Here is a 19,334-nt window from a genome sequence, read left to right as displayed (position 1 = left end):
GTGTTCTCGGCCGCACTGTGACCTTCCGCCCGGGCCTGCGCCGCCGAACGGCGGATAACCTGGCGGCCATGAGCGTCGCACAGCGCCCCCGGGTCGGTCACATCCAGTTCCTCAACTGCATCCCGATCTACTGGGGTCTGATGCGCTCCGGCGCCCTCCTCGACGTGGACCTGCACAAGGACAGCCCGGACAAGCTGAACGACGCGCTCGTCGCGGGCGACCTGGACATCGGGCCGATCTCGCTCATCGAGTACGTACGGAACGCGGACAAGCTTGTGGTCCTGCCGGACATAGCGGTCGGCAGCGACGGGCCGGTGCTCTCCGTCAACATCGTGTCCAAGAAGCCGCTCGAAGAGCTGGACGGCGCCCGGGTCGCGCTCGGCTCCGCGTCCAGGACCAGCGTGCTGCTCGCCCGTATGCTCCTCGCCGAGCGCTGGGGCGTGAACCCGGAGTACTACACCTGCCCGCCCGACCTGACCGCCATGCTGCTTGAGGCGGACGCCGCAGTGGTGATCGGCGACGTGGCGCTGCGCGCCATGTACGAGGCCCCGCGCCTCGGCCTGCACGTCACCGACCTCGGCCAGGCCTGGCGCGAGTGGACCGGCCTGCCGATGGTCTTCGCGGTCTGGGCCGCCCGCCGCGACTTCGCCGCAGCGCACCCCGGCCTGGTCAAGGATGTGCACGAGGCGTTCCTGCGCTCCCGCGACCTGTGCCTCGCCGAGCTGGACGACGTCGCCGAGGCCGCCGCGCGCTGGGAGCCGTTCGACGCGGCCACGCTGGCCACCTACTTCCGGGCGCTTGACTTCTCGCTCGGCGCGCGTCAGGTCGACGGGCTGCGCGAGTTCGCTCGCCGGGCCGCCGTCGCGGGCGAGGCGCCGGCCCTGCCCGAGGGCGGACCGGCGTTCTTCACCGCGCCAGGCGTGCGTGGCGGATAGCGACGGCGCACGACCATCCGCCGCATACGCCCTACGCCGTTTTCGTGAGGCGGGCGACGACCTCGGTGTCCTCGGTCTCGCCCGTCTCGACGAAGCCCAGGCTGGCGTAGCAGCGGCGGGCCGCCTCGTTCGCCGGCTCGTAGGACAGCGCGAATCCGGTCACGCCCGGCTCCTCGGCCTCGATCCGCGTGATCAGCGCGCGGATCGCCGCCCGCCCGATGCCCTGTCCCTGCCGGGTCTGGTCGATGACGACGCCACCGATCCACGCCGCGTTGTCGTCGGGGTCGATCGTCCACATCAGGAACCCGACGACCTCGTCCCCGGCCCGGACCGCCAGCGGCCGCCACCCGGCCTCCCCGTAGGTGCAGAGCGCCAGGTAGTAGGTCGGCGGAGCCACCCACTCACGTTGATGCGCCGCCACGGACAGATCCGCCACCACCCGCCAGTTCCCGGCGTCGACCGCGGCCAGGTTCACGCTCTCGGAGATGTTCGACATGCCGCGCATGGTTCCAGGACACCTGTCGCACGCCTCCGCCGGGTGGCGCTGGCCGCGAGGTATCGCACACCCGTCAGGTGCCCTTGCCACCCGCGGACCGCGGCCCGCGGGAGCGTGCGGGCCGGACCACCGCGGAAGCGGGAAGATCGCTTCGGGTTTCCGGATCTTCGGCCCTGTACTTCCGGGTTTCAGGTCTGTGCTTTCGGGTTTCAGGTCTGTGCTTCAGGGGCGTCCGGTCTGTGCCTTTTCGGGTGCCGGGACGAGGGTGTGGGGTTCCGGGGTGACGTGGGTGGCCGGGGGTGCGGCCAGGCCGCCCAGCAGTGCGCCGAGCGCGGCGGTGATCACCACGATGCCGGTGATCATCTCGATCGGCCAGCGCAGGCCCGCGTCCAGGTGCAGGCCGAGCAGCAGGCCGGACCAGACCATGGCGACGTAGACCGCGCCGGCCAGCGGCAGCCGCAGCGGGGCGCGGGGGCCACGGACCGCGTCGAGCCAGAGGACTGCTACGTCGGCGAGGAGCGCGGCGAGCACGGCGACAAGCGCGGCGATCGCCATCGGGGCCGCGAACTCGAACATGAACAGGCCGAACAGGGCCGTCGCGGCGACGATCGCGGTGCCCGCGCCGAGCGTGGGGCGGCGGCGGTGGGCGAGCAGGAACGGAATCGCGATGATCGGGGTGGTGAAGACGAACGCGTCGATGCCGATCAGTGCGGTCGTGCCGCCGATCGCGTCGAGCCCGCCGTTTGAGGCCGCGTTGCCCGGCGCGAACGGCTGCGTCGGCGCGTCGGTGAGGAACGCGCTGGAGTGGCTGAACAGGATCGTGGTGAGTGAGGTGGTCAGCGCGAGCGAGGCAACGCCGGTGACCGTGCGCAGACCGTTCTCGCCCGCGGCCCACCAGGCGCGCAGGGGGCTGCTGGCGAGCAGCATCGCGCCGATGACGAGCAGCAGGTGGCTGGGGCTGAACTGCGCGTTCAGCCCCAGTTCGATGCCGATCGTCTCGTGCCAGATCAGGTCGCCGAGACCGCCGGCCGCGAAGACGAGCACACCGAGCGCACCGACCCGGTAACCGGCGGGCCAGCCGTCACGCCACCAGCGCGGCGCGGCGTCGCGACGCGAGTAGGCCTGCCAGCACGTCCAGGCGGCCAGGCCGGCGAACCCGGCGTAGATCAGGCCGTGCCAGGGAGTGAAGAACGACTCCAGCGTGGACGGGAGGTTGGAGTGCGCCCAGCCGTCCGTGATGCCGCCGGCCACCAGGACGCCCACGAGCAGCACTGTGACCAGGTCTTCCCGGGCGGTGGTGCGCTGTGTGCCGGTCATCTCGTCCCCCGTCCGGCAATTCTTGGCTGCGCATCTGATCGTCGCCGCCCGCGCCGCACCGGACGACCCCGTTTCAGGACCCGAGAATGACGACAATTGGGTACGGGTGTCAGGCGGCGACCAGGGCGGTCGTCACCGGTCCGGCCGTCACCGGTCCGGCCGTCCGGCGGTCCACGCGCTCCCGGCGGATCGCGCGGACGATCGGCACCGCGACCAGGGCGCAGATGGTGAGGCCCGCGGCGCCCAGCGCGAACACAAGCGTGCGGGGCGGGGCGAGTTCGAGCATGAAGCCGGCCAGCGCGTACCCGGTCAGGCTCGCGCCCTGCACCCAGCCGACGAAGACCGCGTAGGCCCGGCCGTGCGACTCGGCCGGCACCCGGCGGGCGATCAGCACGTTCTGCTGCACGTTCAGCCCACCGTTGAAGAAGCCGCCGAGCAGGTAGAACGGGGCGACCCAGAGCAACGCCGGGACGATCGCCATCGCCGCGATCGCCGCGCAGGTGCCGGCAAGCGTGCACAACGTGCCGTAGACGAGCATGCCGTCGTCGCGCATGCGGCGGACCAGCCGGGCGACCACCCAGGTGCCGGCCAGCAGCCCGGCCGCCCAGAGCGCCTCGATCAGTCCGTACGCGGTGGTGGACGCGTGCAGCGTCTCCCGCAGGTAGAAGATCGCCACCACGTTGATCGCGCCCACGCCGAGCACCACGCCGGCGATCGCCACCGTGAGCGACCCGAGCAGCGGGTCACGCCAGTAGCGGAATGCCGTCCGCTCAGGTGTCGTGACCCCGCTGACCCCGCTGACCCCGCCGCCGCCGCTGCCGCCGCGACGGGTGCGGATCAGCAGGCCTGCCACGACAAGCGCCAGGTAGGCGCCGGCGTCGATCAGCAGCGGCACCCGGGCGCCGAACCCGCCGACAAGCACGCCGGCCAGCACCGGCGCGGCCAGGGCGCCGATCGAGGTCATCGTCTGGTTGAGCGCGGCGGCCCGCGGCAGGTCGTCGCGGCCGACCATGGCCGGCAGCAGCGCCGCGAGCGTCGGCTGGGTCAACGCCAGCCCGCAGGCGAGCAACGCGACAAGCGCGACGATCAGCACCGGCGACGACACGAAGGCCAGCACCGTACACACCGCCGCCTGCGCCAGCCCCACGCCGCACAGCAGCCGCCGGCTGTCCACCCGGTCGACGACCCGCCCGGTCAGCGGGGCCAGCACCACCAGCGGCAACACCCCGGCAAGCAGCAGTCCGGCCACCGCGAACCCTCCCGCGCCCGCCGACTGCAGGGTGAGCGCGAGCGCGGTCGCCGCCAGGAAGTCACCGGTCACGGAGAGCCCACGCGCCCCGGCCGCCAGATACGCGTCCCGCCAACCCGATCCAGATGTGAAAGACATACTTCGAAAATAACGCTTCACATATTGGGTACGCAAGGGGGTTTAGCAATCGCTATACTTTTCGGGTGGAGGAGACCGAGTGGGAGATCCGCGTCATCGATGAGGTACTCGAGTGGATCGACGGCCTCGAAGCCGGCGACAACGAGCGCGTGGTGCAGGCGCTCGACCTGCTCGCAGAGTTCGGTCCAGGCCTGGGGCGGCCTTTGGTCGACACGATCCACCGGTCGTCCATAGCGAACCTGAAGGAGCTGCGGCCAGGCACAATGCGGATCTTGTTTGTCTTCGATCCCTGGCGCTCCAGCATCCTGCTGGTTGCGGGGGACAAGGCAGGAGAATGGAACAGGTGGTACCGCTCGGCCATCCCGTTGGCGGAGCAACGCTACGACGTTTACCTGAAAGAACGCTCAACTGGGGAAAGCGAGCAGCCGTGAGCAACTACGTGCACTGGAAGGATGTGCGCGCCGAGTACGTCGAGCGCGCGGGCGGGGAGGAAGCGGTCGAGGCCGGCAAGCAGGAGCTGCTGGCCACCGTGGTGGGGCACCGGCTCGCGGAGCTGCGGAAGGCGCGAGGGCTCACGCAGCAGCAGGTCGCGGAGCGGATGGGGATCACGAAGGGCCGGGTCTCGCAGATCGAGCAGGGCAAGATCTCGGGGCAGGACGTGCTGGCGCGGTATGCGACAGCGCTCGGCGGACGGCTGCGCCAGACGATCTACTTCGAGAACGGGGACGTCGCGGCGATCGCCTGAGACTGCGGTCAGTCGGCCGGGGGCAGCACGTCACGCGGGGTGGCGGCGTAGTGGATGACGACGGTGCGGGCGTTGTCGGGCGGGGCGGTGCGGGTGCGGCTGCGGTAGGGGTCCACCAGGTCGGAGATGGCCTGGCTGACCGCGAGCGCCTCGTCCGGCGTCATGGTGCAGACGATGCTGCTGAGCTGCCCGACGTTGTACCACTCCGGCGGCGCCAGGTGGGCCGAGCGCGCCCAGGTGCGGATCCGCTCGAAGTCGCGCTGCAGGAAGGCGTCGACGAGCGCGCTCTCGGCGGCCCGCACGTCGTCCGTCGCGTCCTGACCGGCGTCGATGGCGAACGCCGGGACGGTCGGCTGCCACAGTCGCTCGCGTCCGTCACCCCGGCTCGGCGCCTCCTCGACCAGGCCGGCCTTGGCCAGGGCGCGCAGGTGGTAGCTGGTGGCGCTCGGTGACAGGCCGGCCACCTCGGCACACGAGGTGGCGGTCACCGATTCGCCTGTCGAGCCGAGGTGCTCCATGATCGCCAACCGGGCCGGGTGTGCCAGCGCCCGCATCACCCGCGGGTCCGAAATCGTCACCCGCTGCGTCCCACGCCGCTCCGCGTCGGTCATCAGCACCCCTCCCTCGGCCACCCCGATCATCCCAGCCGCACATCACCCCTCGATCTTTCGGGGGCCGCGCACCGGAAGTCCGGCGGGACTCAGGCGACCGTCGGCGATGCGGGTGAGCGTGCCTTTATGCCGCCACCGCGTAATGCCGCTCATCGCCGGCCTCCCGCTCGCGCTCCGTCAAGTATTCCGCCTCGGGGATCGGTTCTCACCTCGGGCGACCGCGACCTGTAAATCGGTGGAGATGCCGAGGGTGGGGGCGTATGGTCGAGGGCCGCTTGACGGCCGCGGTGGGAGGGCACCGAAGCGGACGTCGTACGCGCCGGGGCCCGGTGGAGACGGGGTCTGGATACGCGAGCGAGCCACGGATTCATTTGGTGAGGATGCAGCGTGCCCGCAGGAGATCTGGATCGTGAGCTTGATGGTGAACGCGCCCATCTGACCGAGTCGCGCGCGGCGTTGCGGCGGATGCGGGAGCACGCGCAGGCGCTCTTCGCGACCGGCGACAAGGTGGCAGGCGATTCGTACACGGCGGAGCAGCTCGGACGGCACATGGCCCGGCGGGTGGTGGAGCTCGCCGACGACCCGTCGACGCCGTTGTTCTTCGGGCGGCTGGACTTCGGCGACGGGGAACACGCCGGGAACGAGTACCACGTGGGGCGCCGGCACGTCACGGACGAGGCCGGCGAGCCGATGGTGCTGGACTGGCGGGCGCCGATCTCGCGCTCGTTCTACCGGGCCAGCGTGAAGGACCCGCAGGGCGTGGCGGTACGGCGCCGGTTCGGCTTCGTGGCGGGTGCGATCACCTCGTTCGAGGACGAGCACCTGGACCGCGGCGAGGAGCTGGGCACCGCGTCGAAGATCCTGACCCAGGAGATCGAGCGTCCACGTGTGGGCCCGATGCGGGACATCGTGGCGACGATCCAGCCGGAGCAGGACGAGCTGGTCCGCGCGGATCTGGGCGACTCGCTCTGCGTGCAGGGCGCGCCTGGCACCGGGAAGACCGCGGTGGGCCTGCACCGGGCCGCCTACCTGCTCTACCTGCACCGGGAGCGGTTGCGGCGCTCCGGCGTGCTGATCGTCGGGCCTAACCAGGCGTTCCTCGGCTACATCGCGGCGGTGCTTCCGGCGCTTGGCGAGGTGGAGGTCGCGCAGAGCACGGTCGAGGATCTGATCAGGCGCGGCGAGGTCACGGCGGTGGACGAGACGGCGGCCGCGATCGTCAAGCACGACGTACGGATGGCGGAGGTGCTGCGGCGCGCGGTCTGGTCGCACGTCGGCCGGCCGGACTCGCCGATGACAGTGCCGGACGCGTCGTACCGCTGGCGGGTGGGTGAGGAGCCGCTGCGCCGGGTGGTGGACGAGGCACGGCGGGAGGGTCTGCCCTACGCGGTGGGCCGTGAGCGGGTCCGGGCCCGGGTGGTGTCGCTGCTGCTGCGTCAGTCGGAGGCACACCGGGGCGACTCGCCGTCCGAGGCATGGCAGCGGCGGATGGCGAAGTCGAAGCCGGTGACCGAGTTCCTGGACGCGGTCTGGCCGGCGCTGACACCGGAAGGGCTGCTGTTCGCACTGCTCACTGACCGGGACAGGCTGCGGGAGAGCGCACAGGGCCTCCTCACCGACGAGGAACAGGAGTTGATCACGCAGCGGAAGCCGGCCAAGACCCCGAAATCCACGAAGTGGACCGCTGCCGACACGGTGCTGCTTGACGAGATCGCCGGCCTGCTGGACCGGATGCCGAGCTTCGGGCACGTGGTGCTGGACGAGGCGCAGGATCTCTCCCCGATGCAGTGCCGGGCGATCGCACGCCGGAGCGAGCACGGGTCGATCACGCTGCTCGGCGATCTGGCGCAGGGCACCGCGCCGTGGGCGTCCTCGGACTGGGCGGTGTCGCTGGCGCATCTGGGCAAGCCTGGTGCGCCGGTGGTACCGCTGACCGTGGGCTTCCGGGTGCCGGCCACGGTGATCGCGCTTGCGAACCGGCTGCTGCCGAGCCTCAAGGTCAACGTCCTGCCGGCCGAGTCGATGCGGCGGGACGGCTTCCTCGACGTACACGCGACGGATGATCTTGAATTTGATCTGGCGGTTGAGGTACGCAAGGCGCTTGAGCACGAGGGGTCGGTGGCGGTCATCGCGGCGGACGCCGCCGTCGAGACGATCAGGAAGGCGCTTGACGAAAGCCCACGCGTCGAGATCGTGCCCGCGTCGATCGTGAAGGGACTCGAGTACGACCACGTGATCGTCGTCGAGCCCGCGGACATCGTCGCCGCGGAGCCACGTGGATTGAACAGGCTCTATGTCGTGCTCACGCGAGCGGTCTCACGACTCACTGTCATTCATGCGGTTCCGCTGCCGGAGGCGCTGACCTGAGCGATGGTTTAGGGAGCGAGCCCCAGCGAGAGGACTGACAATGACACTCCCCCGCAACGGCTATCTCCCGATCGAGGAGCACGGCATCGTCGGTGACCTGCGCACCGTCGCGCTTGTGGGCACGGACGGGACCATCGACTGGTACTGCCCGGCCCGGTTCGACGCGCCGTCGCTCTTCGCCTCCCTGCTCGACTCCCGCAAGGGTGGTTTCTTCTCGATCAGGAGCCGGGCCTCGGCCCGGCCGAAACAGCTCTACCTGCCGGAGACGAACATCCTTGTCACCCGCTTCGTCGGCGCGGAAGCCGTCGGCGAGGTGGTCGACTTCATGGTTCCGGAAACGTCGGAGACCGCGGCCGCTCGTGACCTGCTGGTACGCAGGGCGCGCGCGGTCCGCGGGCGGGCAACGTTCGAGCTGGCCTGCCATCCGGCGTTCGACTACGGCCGGGTGTCGCACACGGTCGAGCTGGTCAGCGGCGTCGGTGCGGTGTTCACGTCCGCGGCCGGCCGGTTCGTGCTGCGCACGAGCGTGCCGCTGAAGATCGAGGAGAACGGCGTCGGCGCCACGTTCACGCTTGACGAGGGCGAGACCGTGGAGATCCAGCTGGAGTGGAAGGGCGAGGTGCGCCCGCTTACCGACGGCGAGAACGAGGAGCTGTTCGTGCGCACCTCGGACTTCTGGCAGAAGTGGCTGAGTCAGTGCAAGTACCGGGGGCGCTGGCGGGAGACCGTGCAACGCTCCGCACTGACGCTGAAACTGCTTGTCTACCACCCGACCGGCGCGCTGGTGGCGGCGCCGACCACGTCGCTTCCGGAGGAGCTGGGCGGCATCCGGAACTGGGACTACCGGTATGCGTGGCTGCGCGACGCCGCGTTCACCATCTACGCGCTGATGCGGCTCGGCTTCCTGGAGGAGGCCGCGTCGTTCATGGACTGGGTGCAGAAACGGTGCGAGGAGGCGGACCGCGACCGGGACCGCGACCTCATGATCATGTACTCGGTGGACGGCAGCCCGGAGATCCCGGAGTTCTCCCTCGACCACCTGGAGGGGTACCGGGGTTCCGCGCCGGTCCGGATCGGCAACAACGCGGTCAACCAGCGGCAGATCGACGTGTACGGCGAGCTGATGGACTCGGTCTACCTCTACAACCGCGAGGTGCCGATCTCCTACGACCTGTGGACGCACCTGTCCCGGCGGCTCGACTGGCTGGCCACCCACTGGCAGGAGCCGGACGAGGGGATCTGGGAGATCCGGGGGCCACGGCAGCGGTTCACCTACTCCGCGCTGATGACCTGGGTGGCGTACGACCGGGCCTGCCGTCTGGCCCGTGACCGGGGGCTTCCAGCGCCGATCGAACGGTGGCGGAAGCTCGGCAACCAGGCGTACCGGTTCGTGCAGAACTCGTGCTGGGACCGGGAGATCGGCGCGTACGTGATGCACCCCGGCAGCAAGCTGCTTGACGCGTCGTTGCTCGTCATGCCGCTTGTCAAGTTCTCCGGCCCGACGGATCCCCGGTTCCTGTCCACGTTGGACCGGATCTCGGACGAGCTGGCGTCGGACAGTCTGGTCCACAGGTACGCGCACACCGGCCACGACGGGCTGGCCGGGCAGGAGGGCACGTTCAACCTCTGCTCCTTCTGGTACGTCGAGGCGCTGACCAGGGCCGGCCGGGTCCGGGAAGCCCGGATGATCTTCGAGAAGATGCTTACCTACGCGAACCACGTCGGCCTGTTCGCGGAGGAGATCGGGCCGTCCGGCGAGCAGCTGGGCAACTTCCCGCAGGCGTTCACCCACCTGGCGCTGATCTCCGCGGCGGTCAACCTGGACGCGGCGCTGGACAGGTAACGCCGCCCTCGGCCCCCGCCCGGAAGGCATCGAAGTCGCCAACGCGACGGGCGGGTGTCCGTTCGGTCGATGTTCCGTGGCACCTTTGTACACATGGAGATCACTACTGTTGACCTCGACGCGCCCCCACAGTTGTGGGCGCGGTGGGTCGCGCAGGCGGCCGCGCTCGCGACGATCGGATACCGGGACGTGTACTGGATCGACGGTGCCGGCGCGCATCACGACGATCACGGTGGCAACTGGTCCCGGCTGATGCTGATCGACGGCGAACGGGCGGTGCTCTTCGGGTACGACCACGAGTACAGCCGGACCGTGGACCACAGCCCTCCGATCGACCTGCTGGCCGGCGCGCCCGAGTGGCTGCCGTACGCGGATCTGACCCGGGCCGTCAACGTCAACCAACTCGGCTACGTCTACTGGTACGAGAAGGCCTGGCACCGCGTCGCCTACCCGCCGGACCTCGGTGACGACGGCCTGCTCGCCACGATCCGCGAGGTCATCGACGACGAGCAGGCGCTGCTGGCACTTCGCGAGATCGTGTTCAGCTGGGGCCGGCACTTCCCGGCGGACCCGGTCCGGGAGCGCGTCGAGGTGAACGTCGCCGCGGATCAGCTGCTGGCGGGCGCGTACCAGCGCTCGGTGCACGAGGGTCTGCTTGTGAACCTGCTCGGCCGGGTCACCGCGGTGCGCCCCGACCCGCGCGCCGGTGTGGCCGCGGCCGCGCTGGGTGGTGGCACACCTGGCAGCACCGCCCCGTTCGCGCCGGCCACGCCCGCCCGGCCGGTTCGCCGCCGGGCCCGCCGGCTCAGCGACGAGCAGCACCAGGAACTGGTCTGGACCGCGATGCGCCAGTCCGGCGAGCTGCACCGGCCGGAGGAGCCGATCTACCCGCCACCGGCGCAGCTGACCGAGCTGGTCGAGTGGGCGCGCGGCCGTGCCCCGGCCGGCGACGGGCGCTGCTCGGTCAAGTTCCAGTTGGAGATCGACGGCGCCAGCGAGCAGCCCGGCGAGCACGCGCCCGCGACCCGCGAGGGTGAGGACTCGTTCCGGCTGTTCCGCGAGGCGAGCGACCTGGCCCGCGCACTGTGGTCGGCCGAGGACGAGGGCGGGCGGGGCCGCTGGCTGTTCCTGCGCCTGGAGACGACCGCGGACAGGTACCACACGGAACGGCGCTGGGATTCCTGGCCGGATTGGTGGGAGTACGACGGCATCACCGGCCCGTGGCTGGACCAGCTGAACGCGGAGATGACCCGCCGTTCCCCGCAGTGGCGCCCGGACTGGGCCGTCCTGCTGGAGCCGGACGTCGCCTGGAGCGGACCCCCGGACCGCTACGCCCACCTGCTCTGATTTCGCCGCGAAGGCCCCCGGCGCCGGGGGCCTTCGTCCATCATGGGGACATGACGGATAACAGCGTTCACCCCGGTCAGGGGCGCGCGGCCTGGGGACCGGGCACGCCCGTGTGGACCGATCTGAGTACCCCCGACGTGGCGGAGGCGGTGCGTTTCTACGGCGCGCTCTTCGGCTGGACCGCGTCCGAGGTGCCGGGCGGCGGCGGGTACACGATGTTCCTGCTGGACGGCGCGCCGGTCGCCGGCGCCGGGCCGCTGCACGGGCTCGACGAGGAGAACGAGTGGTGCACCTACCTGCTCACCGACGATGTGGAGGAGACCGCGCACCGGGTGGCCACGGCCGGCGGCGCCGTGCAGAAGCCGCCGTACGACGTGATGACGCAGGGGCGTACCGCCGTGTTCCTTGACCCGTCCGGCGCCGAGTTCTCCGCCTGGGAGCCCCGTGAGATGGCCGGTGCCGCCGTGTTCAACGTCCCGGGCGCGCTCGCCTGGAACGAGCTGTCCACCCCCGACCCGGTGCTCGCGAAGCGGTTCTACGGCGACGTCTTCGGCTGGACCGCGTCCGACGGCGACTACATCACCTGGGACTCGGCCGGGCGCCCGATCGGCGGCCTGGTGCCGGTCGACGAGCCCGCACCCGCGCGCTGGATGGTCTACTTCGGCGTCGCGGACTGCGACGCGAGCGTGGCCCAGGCGACCTCGCTCGGCGCCACAGTCGCGGTCAAGCCGACCGACATCCCGTGGGGCCGCTTCGCCACCCTCAACGACCCACAGGGCGCGTTCTTCTCGATCTTCCAGGGCTGAACGGCTTCACGGCTGAAACCGCTTCAGGGCTGGAACGGCTTCCAGGGCTGACGATCTGCTCAGCGGATCGGGACGACCAGGGGCCCGTGTTCGCCGGGCAGCACCCGGACGCGGGCGCGGTAGTGCACGGCCAGCAGTTCCTCGGTGAGAACCTCGGCCGGGGTTCCAGCCGCCACGACGCGACCGGCGGCCAGCAGGACCATCCGGTCGGCGTACTCGCCGGCGATCGACAGGTCATGCATGGTGGCGAGCACTGTCAGCCCGCGTGCGCGGCGCAGATGGTCGACGAGGTCGAGAACGTCCTGCTGATGCCCGATGTCGAGGGCGCTTGTCGGCTCGTCGAGCAGCAGCAACGGGGCACGCTGGGCGAGCGCGCGGGCCAGGAAGGCGCGCTGCCGTTCACCACCGGAGAGGGTGGTGAGCGGACGGGTCGCGAGCGCGGTCAGGTCGAGGGCGGCGATCTCCTCGTCGGCGACGGCGAGGTCGGCGGCGGATTCGCGGCCGAGCGGCGGCACATAAGGGGTGCGGCCGAGCAGCACGTATTCGCGGACCGTCATGCCGGGCGGGACCGCGGGGCTCTGGGCGACCGTGGCCACCCGGCGGGCCCGGTCGCGCCGTCGCAACGCGGTGACCTCGATGCCGCCCGCCGGGACACCGCGGTCCGGGGCAACAGAGCCCACCGGGACACCGCGGTCCGGGGCAACAGAGCCTACCGGGACGCCGCCCTGCGGAACACCTGGAGATGCCGGGGCAGAGTCCCGGGAGGTGCCGTCCGGCGAATCACCAGGATCCGCCGGAATCGGGCCCAGTGAGATGCTTCCCGAGTAGGGCACGAGACCTGTCAGCGCGCGCAGCAGCGTGGACTTCCCGGCGCCGTTCGGCCCGATGATCGTGACCCACTCGCCGGCCGCCACGGTCAGATCGACGCCGTCAAGCACGGCCGTACCGCCGAGCACCACTCGCAGCCCGCGAACGGCGATCACCGCCCCGCCCCCGGTCACAGCGCCACCCGCCGGTTCGTCCGCAGCACCAGCGCGAAGAACGGGGCGCCGAACAGCGCGGTCACCACGCCGATCGGCACCTCGGCAGGCGCGGCCGCGGTGCGGGCGATCAGGTCGGCAAGCGCCAGGAACGCGGCGCCGAAGAGCATCGACAGCGGCAGGATCGCCCGGTACGACGCGCCCACAAGCAGCCGGACCGCGTGCGGCACGATCACGCCGACGAAGCCGATCAGGCCCGACACGGAGACCGCGGCCGCGGTGCCGAGCGACGCGGCCGCGACCAGGATCAGCCGGGAGCGCTGCGGGTGCAGGCCCAGCCCGGCCGCCTCCTCGTCGCCGACGGTCAGCACGTCCAGCTCGCGCCGGTGTGCCAGCACCACGACCGCTGTGACAAGCACGTACGGCAGCAGCAGGCGCACGTCGCCCCAGCCGCCGGTGGCGAGCCGGCCGAGCAGCCAGGAGTAGATCTCGCGCAGGTCCTCCACGTGCCGCTGCATCAGCCAAACCTGCCCGGCCTGCAGGAACGCGGCGACCGCGACGCCGGACAGGATCAACGCGGCCGGTGACCGGTCGCCGCCGCCGGCCGCGCCGAGCAGGTAGGTGAGCCCGATCGCGGCCAGCGCGCCGGCAAACGCGGCGGCCGGGAGCAGCGTGCGCGGGCCGTCCAGCGCGATCACCGCGGTGGCGGACAGCCCGGCGCCGGCCGCCACGCCGAGCAGGTAGGGATCGGCGAGCGGGTTCCGGAACACGCCCTGGTAGGCGCCGCCGGCCAGCGCCAGCATCGCGCCGACGAGCAGGCCGAGGACCACGCGCGGAAGCCGCAGTTGCAGCAGCACGGCCGCCTCGCGTGGGTTCAGGCCGCTCTCCACCCGTACCCCCGGGATGAGGTTGAGAATTTCCGTCGCGACAGCGGCGGGTGGCAGCGGCACCGGCCCGAACGCCAGACCGGCCAGGCCCGCGCCGACCACCGCGATCAGGCCGGCCGCCCACCAGAGCGGCCGGGAACGGCTCACGCCGGAACCGCGGCCACCGCGTCGGTGACCGCGCGGACCAGGTCGACGACGCGCGGGCCCCAGCGGGACGCGATGTCGTCGTCGAGGCCCACGACCTGCTTCGCCGTCACTGCCGTCATCGTGTTCCAGCCGGGCCGGGCGCCGACCGTCGTCGCGTTCTGCGCGCAGCAGGTGACGTCGGCCAGGAAGATCAGGTCGGGGTTCGCCTTGACCAGGAACTCCTGGTTGAGCTGCGGATATCCGCCGGCGGAACCGTTGGTGTCGGCCGGATCGGCCACATTTGTCAGCCCGGCGCGGCCGAGCAGCGCGCCGACGAACGTGGTAGACGTCGCGGAGTACAGCTCCGGGCCGAGCTCGTAGTAGTAGGTGAGCGGCTTCTCCCGCTTCGGAAGCGCGTCGACAAGCGTGGTGATCTGCGTGTCCGCGCTGTGGACCAGGGACTCCGCGTCGGTGGGCCGCCCGGTCAGCGCGCCAAGCTCGCGCCACTGGCGGAAGGCGTCGTCGAGCGAGGTCGCGGCCGGGGCCAGGTAGACCGGGATCTTCAGCGCGGTCAGCGCCTTGACCACCTCGTTGATGTCGTTGGAGATCACCACCAGGTCCGGCGACTTGGCCGCGATCGCCTCCGCGTTCGGCTGGAAGCCGGACAGGTCGGTGACCGGCACGTTCGCCGGGAAGTCGGACTGGTCGTCGACGGCAGTCACCTGCGGCCCGGCCCCGATCGCGAACAGCACCTCGGTGGCGGTCGGCGACAGCGAAACAATCTTCTCCGGCCGTGCGTCGAGCGTGACGCTCCCGACCGTGACCGGAAACGCCCCGGCCTGCGACGGACCCGGTTCCGCGGGGCTGGTCCGCCCGTCGTCCCCGGCACACCCGCCCGCCGCTGTCAGGGCGAAAATCAACGAAAACGCTGCGAGGGTACGACGTCCGCGCGCCACAGCCACCTCCGGTTCGACGGCGGAGCGGGCACGCATCACGCGATGCGCCCCGGTTCCGCGAGGGCGATGATCGCAACCGTGCTCCGCAGGCGACCTGGCTTTCACAGTTGCGGGACAGCGCCGGATTCACACCGGACTTCGCTGCGGGACGGTTTCTTACCCCAGACGCTAGTGCAGGCCCCGGCCGATGCGGCCGGGACCTGCGTCATACCGCCGGGGTCAGCAGTAGGTGGACTGCTTGCCGATGATCCGGTATGGGCAGTCGCTGTACTCGGTAAGAAGCAGCACGGCCGAGCGGTTGACCGCTGTCTGCGCCGGGATCACCTCGTCGGGCGGGTAGAAACCGCCGCCGCTGCCGCTCTCACCCGGGTACATCTCGAACGTGTAGGCGAAGATCTTGTGCGTCGCCCACATCCAGTCGAGGCTGTCCCCGTCCGTGATGTAGAGGTCGGAGGACTGCTCCGGCGAGTACCCGTTGAGGTTCGCCATCTGCGTGCCGAGCGTGGCGAACGTGTTGTACTGGTCCGCGTTCATGCCGGTCGCGGTGTTCGCCGTGGTGTAGCCGTACGGCCAGAGCACCAGCTTCGAGTACGTGTGGAAGTCGATGTTCGCCTTGATCTGCTGCACGCCGCCGACCACCCGGCCGTTGACGAAGTTGCGCAGCGCGGTCGTCTCCGGCGCGGAGAAGGCGGACGGGCCGCGGTAGGTCAGCGACGACGGCGAGCCGGACGAGCCGCCGCAGCAGCCCCAGTTGTAGCCCCAGTTGCGGTTCAGGTCGGTGCCGACGTACGACGAGCCGCTGTTCGGCTGCCGGTTCTTGCGCCACGACCGGTAGGAGCCGGTGGCGATGTCGTACTCGCTGCCGTCCGGGTTGACGGTCGGCACGATCCAGATCTCCCGCGAGTTGACCAGGTTGGTGATCTGCGTGTCCGTGCCGTAGTTGTCGGTGAACAGGTTGAGCAGGTAGATCGCCATCTCGACGGTGAGGTGCTCGCGCGCGTGCTGCTGCGAGTTGAAGAGGATCTCCGGCTCGCTCTCGTCCGTCGCCACGTTGTCCGAGATCTTGATGACCGGCAGCGCGCGGCCCTCGTAGGACGTGCCGATGTTGGTCCGCCGGGCGATCGCCGGGTGATCCGCGACCACCTGGTTCACGACGGCGATCAGCTCCGCGTAGTTGTGGTAGGCCGAGTCGGCGGACGGGAAGTCAAGCGTGCCGACCTCGCTCCCGGCCGGCGGCGTCACGGCCGTGACCGTAAAGCCGAGCGCGCGGATCGACCGCAGCTCGGCCGCGGTGGCGGAGACGGTGAGCACGCCGTGCTCCTGGACGGCGTCGATCGCCGCGCCGGTCCGGGCGACCGCATTACGCGCGTCAGGTGTGCGCACACCACTCACTGTGTACTGCGTGGACGGGCCGGTTTGTGGCTCCGAGGGGCGCGCGGACGCGGGCCCGGTCGCGGTGAGCACCAGCGCCACGGCGGCAGCGGCGGCCACGGCGAGGCGGAAGCGGGATCTGGACACGGTGGAGCCTCCTGGGGGTGTGGAGGTGCTTCCGGGTACTCCACCATCCGTACCGTGATCGTCTCAATACGCTTCGATATCCCAAAGCGATCATCCCGCCGGTGACATGGTCGTCCGGCGCCGCGCTACCCGGCCTTATCGGCCTTCTCCGGGCGGCCTTCGACCGGACGGCCTGCCTGGTCGGCTTCGCCGGGCTGTTCGCTGTCGCCGGGCTGTTCGTCCTCGCCGGCCAGGGCGGCGCGGAGGCGCTCGCGCTCGGCCTTGCGCTTGTCCGCACGGCCGGCCAGATCGACCGCCATCTCGTCGCGCCAGCGGCCGAGCAGGAAGAACGACGCGACCGCGGAGAGCAGCAACGCGACGATCAGCTTGATGAAGATGTCCAGGTCGACGAACCACAACGCCGCTAAGAACGCCGCGAAGAGAACGATCCGGCCGGCCGTGTACTTGATCGCAGCCACAGCGCCCCATCTCCTCAGCCGAAAGTCACAACCCTTCGAGGGTACGGCAGCGGCCGCGCACCGCCGCTCAGGCCCAGATGCGCTGCGGTTCGGCGCGGCGGTCGGCGAGCGGGACCGGGGCGTCGTGCTCGTGAAGCACGGCGAACGCGGCGTCGCGCTCGACCGGGCGCAGGCCGGCGTCCCAGATCATCTCCAGCAGTTCACGCTCGGCGTCCAGCTCAAGCGCGTTCTTGTCCGCGCTGCGCCATCGCGGCCCGTTGGTCTCCGCCGCGGCCGTCTTCGCTTCCACGGCCTCCGCTGCCTCCTCCGCGGCGGCCGGGATGTCGCTGAGGTCGTCGGCGCCGTAGTTGAGCAGCAGCTGGGTGAGGGCCGGGCCGTGCGAGGCGTAGTCGACGGTGAGGTGTGCGGCCGGGTCGAGCAGGAGGCGGGCCACCGCAAAGGTGCGCAGCGCGTCGGCCGGGGCGCCGTCCTCCTTGACGAGCACCGCGGTGACGCCGCCGGAGAGTTCACGAAGGTTTAGCACTGAGTCCACCAGGTGCGCGGCGGGGTCGCCGGCGGCGCCGTAGGCGATCTCACGTGAGTCGATGGGACGATCGACGGCGAATGTCACCCGATCGTTGTACGACGTCGTCCGGCGGTGGTGTGCCAACCTGCCCAGCCAGGCGAGTTCGTCAGTACCGAAGAGGACTATTCCGTCATCTCGAGTGAGCCGCTCGCCGGCGTAGACCCTCTGCTCAAGCGCACTCTTCAACCCGGATTCCATGCCCCGAGCGTACGTGGCCGGAACCTGAACGATCAGGCGGCCGCAGGGGCTCCGCCTCCGTCCGATCGCGACGATCTTTCCGATTTATCCGTGCAAATCGCGCGAATCTCAGCGAGTTCACAGCGACGTATCGGCATAGAGCGATCGACACTCTATGGCAGTGTGAGGTACACCCTTAGGGGGAACGGGACGAGCCGGGATGATCCTCAGGGATCGGCCGGCGAGCACGTGGGGATTGGTATGCGTCAGAACTCTCATGTGGGACGCCATCGGGCCGCACCCTCTCCGCTGCTGCGACCGGTGATTTTCACCGCGGTGGTAAGCGCGACGCTCGCCGCGGTGGTCAGCTCGCCGGCGTACGCGGCACCACCGATCCCCGGCATCCCGGACGCCGGCTCCCGTCCCGCAGCCACCGGCGCGCTGTCGCTCCCCGGCGCCGCGACCACCACTCCCGGCGGCGTCACGCAGAACACGTCGCTCACCGGCAACCCGATAGCGGCCGAGCTCGAGGCCAAGCAGACCGAGGTCAACCAGACCGGTCAGCGACTGCTGGCGATGGAAGAGCAGGTAAGCCAGGCCACCGCCGCGGTCACTGCTGCGGAACAGCAGGTCACCGCCACGAGCGCCGCGCTCGCCACCGCGCAGGCCGCGACGGACAGCGCCGCGAGCGAGGCGCTGAAGGAGGAGGCGGCGCTCCCGCCGGGCACGTTCGGCTCCGACCTCTACAAGATCGGTTCGCTCTGGCGCGTGCCGCGCGACTCGGACAACGACGCGGAACGAGCCGCGCGCGACCTGGCCCGCGCGCAGGACGCCGCGCTCGCCGCGATGACGGCGCGCGACGCCGCGCTGGCCGCCGAGACACAGATCCGCGCCCAGTTCACCTCGATGCAGGACAGCCTCAAGGCGCTTGAGCAGTCGCTGCTCACGCTCCGCAAGACCCACGAGGACGAGCTCACCGCGATCGCGGCCCAGCAGGACGCGGCCGAGGCCGCACTCGGCGCCGACTACGTGGACAACACGACCACCGACGGCATGACCGCCCACCCCAAGGCGCTCGCCGCGCTCGCGTTCGCCATGGCACAGCGCGGCAAGTGGTACGAGTGGGCCGCCGAGGGCCCGGAGACCTACGACTGCTCCGGCCTGATGTGGGCCGCCTACCGCAGCGTCGGCTACTACGGCCTCCCCCGCGTCGCCAACGACCAGTACTACGCGACCCGTGGCAAGACCGTCTCGAAGAGCGCGCTGCTCCCCGGCGACATGATCTTCTTCAGCACCAGCAACCGGTGGAGCGACGTCTACCACGTCGGCATGTACGTCGGCGACGGCAAGATGATCAACGCACCGACCACCGGCGAGGTGGTGAAGGTGCAGTCGATCCACTGGTCCCGGTTCTTCGCCGCCACCCGCGTGTTCGGCGCGGTCGAGGCGCCCGACAAGGGCGACACCACGCCGAAGCCGACGCCCACCCCGACGCCGGCGCCGAACCCGACGAAGTCACCCACGCCCGGATCCCCGACGCCGACGCCGGGCACTCCGACACCGACCACCGCGCCGCCGACCAACCCGAACCCGCCGTCCCCGACGCCGTCGGCGTCCGTCACGCCCAGCGGTCCCCCGTCGAACCCCTCGGTGGAGCCGTCCAACAGCGCGTCGGCAAGCGCATCGGCCAGCGCCTCCGCCTCGGCGAGCGCGTCGGCCAGCCGGAGCGCGGCGGCCTCCAGCAGCGCGTCGTCCTCCGCATCCGGCAGCGCCTCCGCCGCGGCCTCATCGTCCGCGAACGGCTGACCCCGGG

General features: G+C 70.8%; 17 protein-coding genes, 1 pseudogene and 1 riboswitch. Of the genes and pseudogenes, 8 read left to right on the top strand and 10 right to left on the bottom strand.

The window, feature by feature from the left end; genetic code table 11:
- Positions 1 to 68 precede the first annotated feature (68 nt).
- Entirely contained in the window at positions 69 to 935 is an 867-nt protein-coding gene (locus ACIA8K_RS07645) for a menaquinone biosynthetic enzyme MqnA/MqnD family protein (RefSeq protein WP_396056096.1), read from the top strand.
- 31 nt (positions 936 to 966) lie between these two features.
- Here the strand turns inward: ACIA8K_RS07645 and ACIA8K_RS07640 are convergent, their stop codons facing one another.
- The 3 genes from ACIA8K_RS07640 to ACIA8K_RS07630 all read right to left on the bottom strand — a co-directional run bounded on the left by ACIA8K_RS07640 (position 967) and on the right by ACIA8K_RS07630 (position 4,135).
- The gene (locus tag ACIA8K_RS07640; protein ID WP_396056094.1) at positions 967 to 1,431 is read right to left on the bottom strand and encodes a GNAT family N-acetyltransferase; all 465 of its coding nucleotides are present in this window, start codon (positions 1,429 to 1,431) and stop codon (positions 967 to 969) included.
- 222 nt (positions 1,432 to 1,653) lie between these two features.
- Complete coding sequence (locus tag ACIA8K_RS07635) at positions 1,654 to 2,748, bottom strand: hypothetical protein (RefSeq protein ID WP_396056092.1); 1,095 nt, start codon at positions 2,746 to 2,748, stop codon at positions 1,654 to 1,656.
- A 109-nt stretch (positions 2,749 to 2,857) separates the two neighbouring features.
- The gene (locus tag ACIA8K_RS07630; protein ID WP_396056090.1) at positions 2,858 to 4,135 is read right to left on the bottom strand and encodes an MFS transporter; all 1,278 of its coding nucleotides are present in this window, start codon (positions 4,133 to 4,135) and stop codon (positions 2,858 to 2,860) included.
- A 65-nt stretch (positions 4,136 to 4,200) separates the two neighbouring features.
- Between ACIA8K_RS07630 and ACIA8K_RS07625 the strand changes: the two genes are divergently transcribed.
- Together ACIA8K_RS07625 and ACIA8K_RS07620 are read left to right on the top strand one after the other, a co-directional pair.
- Entirely contained in the window at positions 4,201 to 4,566 is a 366-nt protein-coding gene (locus tag ACIA8K_RS07625) for a type II toxin-antitoxin system RelE/ParE family toxin (protein ID WP_396056088.1), read from the top strand.
- Positions 4,563 to 4,880 (top strand): helix-turn-helix domain-containing protein, encoded by a 318-nt coding sequence (locus ACIA8K_RS07620; protein ID WP_396056085.1) that lies wholly within the window; start codon positions 4,563 to 4,565, stop codon positions 4,878 to 4,880. The genes ACIA8K_RS07625 and ACIA8K_RS07620 overlap by 4 nt, the downstream gene beginning before the upstream one ends.
- Before the next feature lie 8 nt (positions 4,881 to 4,888).
- Here ACIA8K_RS07620 and ACIA8K_RS07615 read toward each other — a convergent pair whose 3' ends face one another.
- Entirely contained in the window at positions 4,889 to 5,491 is a 603-nt protein-coding gene (locus ACIA8K_RS07615; RefSeq protein WP_396056083.1) for an ArsR/SmtB family transcription factor, read from the bottom strand.
- 387 nt (positions 5,492 to 5,878) lie between these two features.
- Here ACIA8K_RS07615 and ACIA8K_RS07610 point away from each other — a divergent pair, with 387 nt between their 5' ends.
- From ACIA8K_RS07610 to ACIA8K_RS07595, 4 genes are all read left to right on the top strand, one after another.
- A complete protein-coding gene (locus tag ACIA8K_RS07610) occupies positions 5,879 to 7,858 on the top strand; it encodes a HelD family protein (RefSeq protein ID WP_396056081.1) in 1,980 nt (659 codons plus the stop codon).
- 40 nt (positions 7,859 to 7,898) lie between these two features.
- A complete protein-coding gene (locus ACIA8K_RS07605) occupies positions 7,899 to 9,701 on the top strand; it encodes a glycoside hydrolase family 15 protein (RefSeq protein WP_396056079.1) in 1,803 nt (600 codons plus the stop codon).
- Positions 9,702 to 9,794: 93 nt separating this feature from the next.
- The gene (locus ACIA8K_RS07600; protein WP_396056077.1) at positions 9,795 to 11,048 is read left to right on the top strand and encodes a hypothetical protein; all 1,254 of its coding nucleotides are present in this window, start codon (positions 9,795 to 9,797) and stop codon (positions 11,046 to 11,048) included.
- 50 nt (positions 11,049 to 11,098) lie between these two features.
- A complete protein-coding gene (locus tag ACIA8K_RS07595; protein ID WP_396056075.1) occupies positions 11,099 to 11,854 on the top strand; it encodes a VOC family protein in 756 nt (251 codons plus the stop codon).
- 59 nt (positions 11,855 to 11,913) lie between these two features.
- Here the strand turns inward: ACIA8K_RS07595 and ACIA8K_RS07590 are convergent, their stop codons facing one another.
- From ACIA8K_RS07590 to ACIA8K_RS07565, 6 genes and pseudogenes are all read right to left on the bottom strand, one after another.
- Positions 11,914 to 12,834 carry an ABC transporter ATP-binding protein gene (locus tag ACIA8K_RS07590; protein ID WP_396056702.1) on the bottom strand — a complete coding sequence of 307 codons (921 nt, stop codon included), beginning with the start codon at positions 12,832 to 12,834 and terminating at the stop codon, positions 11,914 to 11,916.
- Positions 12,835 to 12,851: 17 nt separating this feature from the next.
- Positions 12,852 to 13,868 (bottom strand): FecCD family ABC transporter permease, encoded by a 1,017-nt coding sequence (locus ACIA8K_RS07585; RefSeq protein WP_396056073.1) that lies wholly within the window; start codon positions 13,866 to 13,868, stop codon positions 12,852 to 12,854.
- Positions 13,865 to 14,803: an ABC transporter substrate-binding protein gene (locus tag ACIA8K_RS07580; RefSeq protein WP_396056071.1), complete on the bottom strand. Its 939-nt coding sequence runs from the start codon at positions 14,801 to 14,803 to the stop codon at positions 13,865 to 13,867. Before ACIA8K_RS07580 ends, ACIA8K_RS07585 begins: the two co-directional genes overlap by 4 nt.
- 93 nt (positions 14,804 to 14,896) lie before the next feature.
- A riboswitch (cobalamin riboswitch) is annotated at positions 14,897 to 14,940 on the bottom strand.
- 85 nt (positions 14,941 to 15,025) lie between these two features.
- Positions 15,026 to 16,321 (bottom strand): annotated as a pseudogene (locus ACIA8K_RS07575) (M14 family metallopeptidase); the annotation flags it as partial.
- A gap of 125 nt (positions 16,322 to 16,446) precedes the next feature.
- On the bottom strand, positions 16,447 to 16,779 hold the full coding sequence (locus tag ACIA8K_RS07570; protein ID WP_396056069.1) for a DUF4229 domain-containing protein: 333 nt from the start codon (positions 16,777 to 16,779) through the stop codon (positions 16,447 to 16,449).
- A 67-nt stretch (positions 16,780 to 16,846) separates the two neighbouring features.
- Complete coding sequence (locus ACIA8K_RS07565) at positions 16,847 to 17,542, bottom strand: hypothetical protein (RefSeq protein WP_396056067.1); 696 nt, start codon at positions 17,540 to 17,542, stop codon at positions 16,847 to 16,849.
- Positions 17,543 to 17,842: 300 nt separating this feature from the next.
- On the opposite strand from ACIA8K_RS07565, the gene ACIA8K_RS07560 reads away from it, so the two are divergent.
- The gene (locus ACIA8K_RS07560; protein WP_396056065.1) at positions 17,843 to 19,327 is read left to right on the top strand and encodes a C40 family peptidase; all 1,485 of its coding nucleotides are present in this window, start codon (positions 17,843 to 17,845) and stop codon (positions 19,325 to 19,327) included.
- Positions 19,328 to 19,334 lie beyond the last annotated feature (7 nt).

Source organism: Catenuloplanes sp. NPDC051500 (assembly GCF_044454585.1).
Classification (GTDB): Bacteria; Actinomycetota; Actinomycetes; order Mycobacteriales; family Micromonosporaceae; genus Catenuloplanes.
Note: the sequence above shows the minus strand (reverse complement) of the source record. Positions and strands in the feature narration are given on the sequence as shown.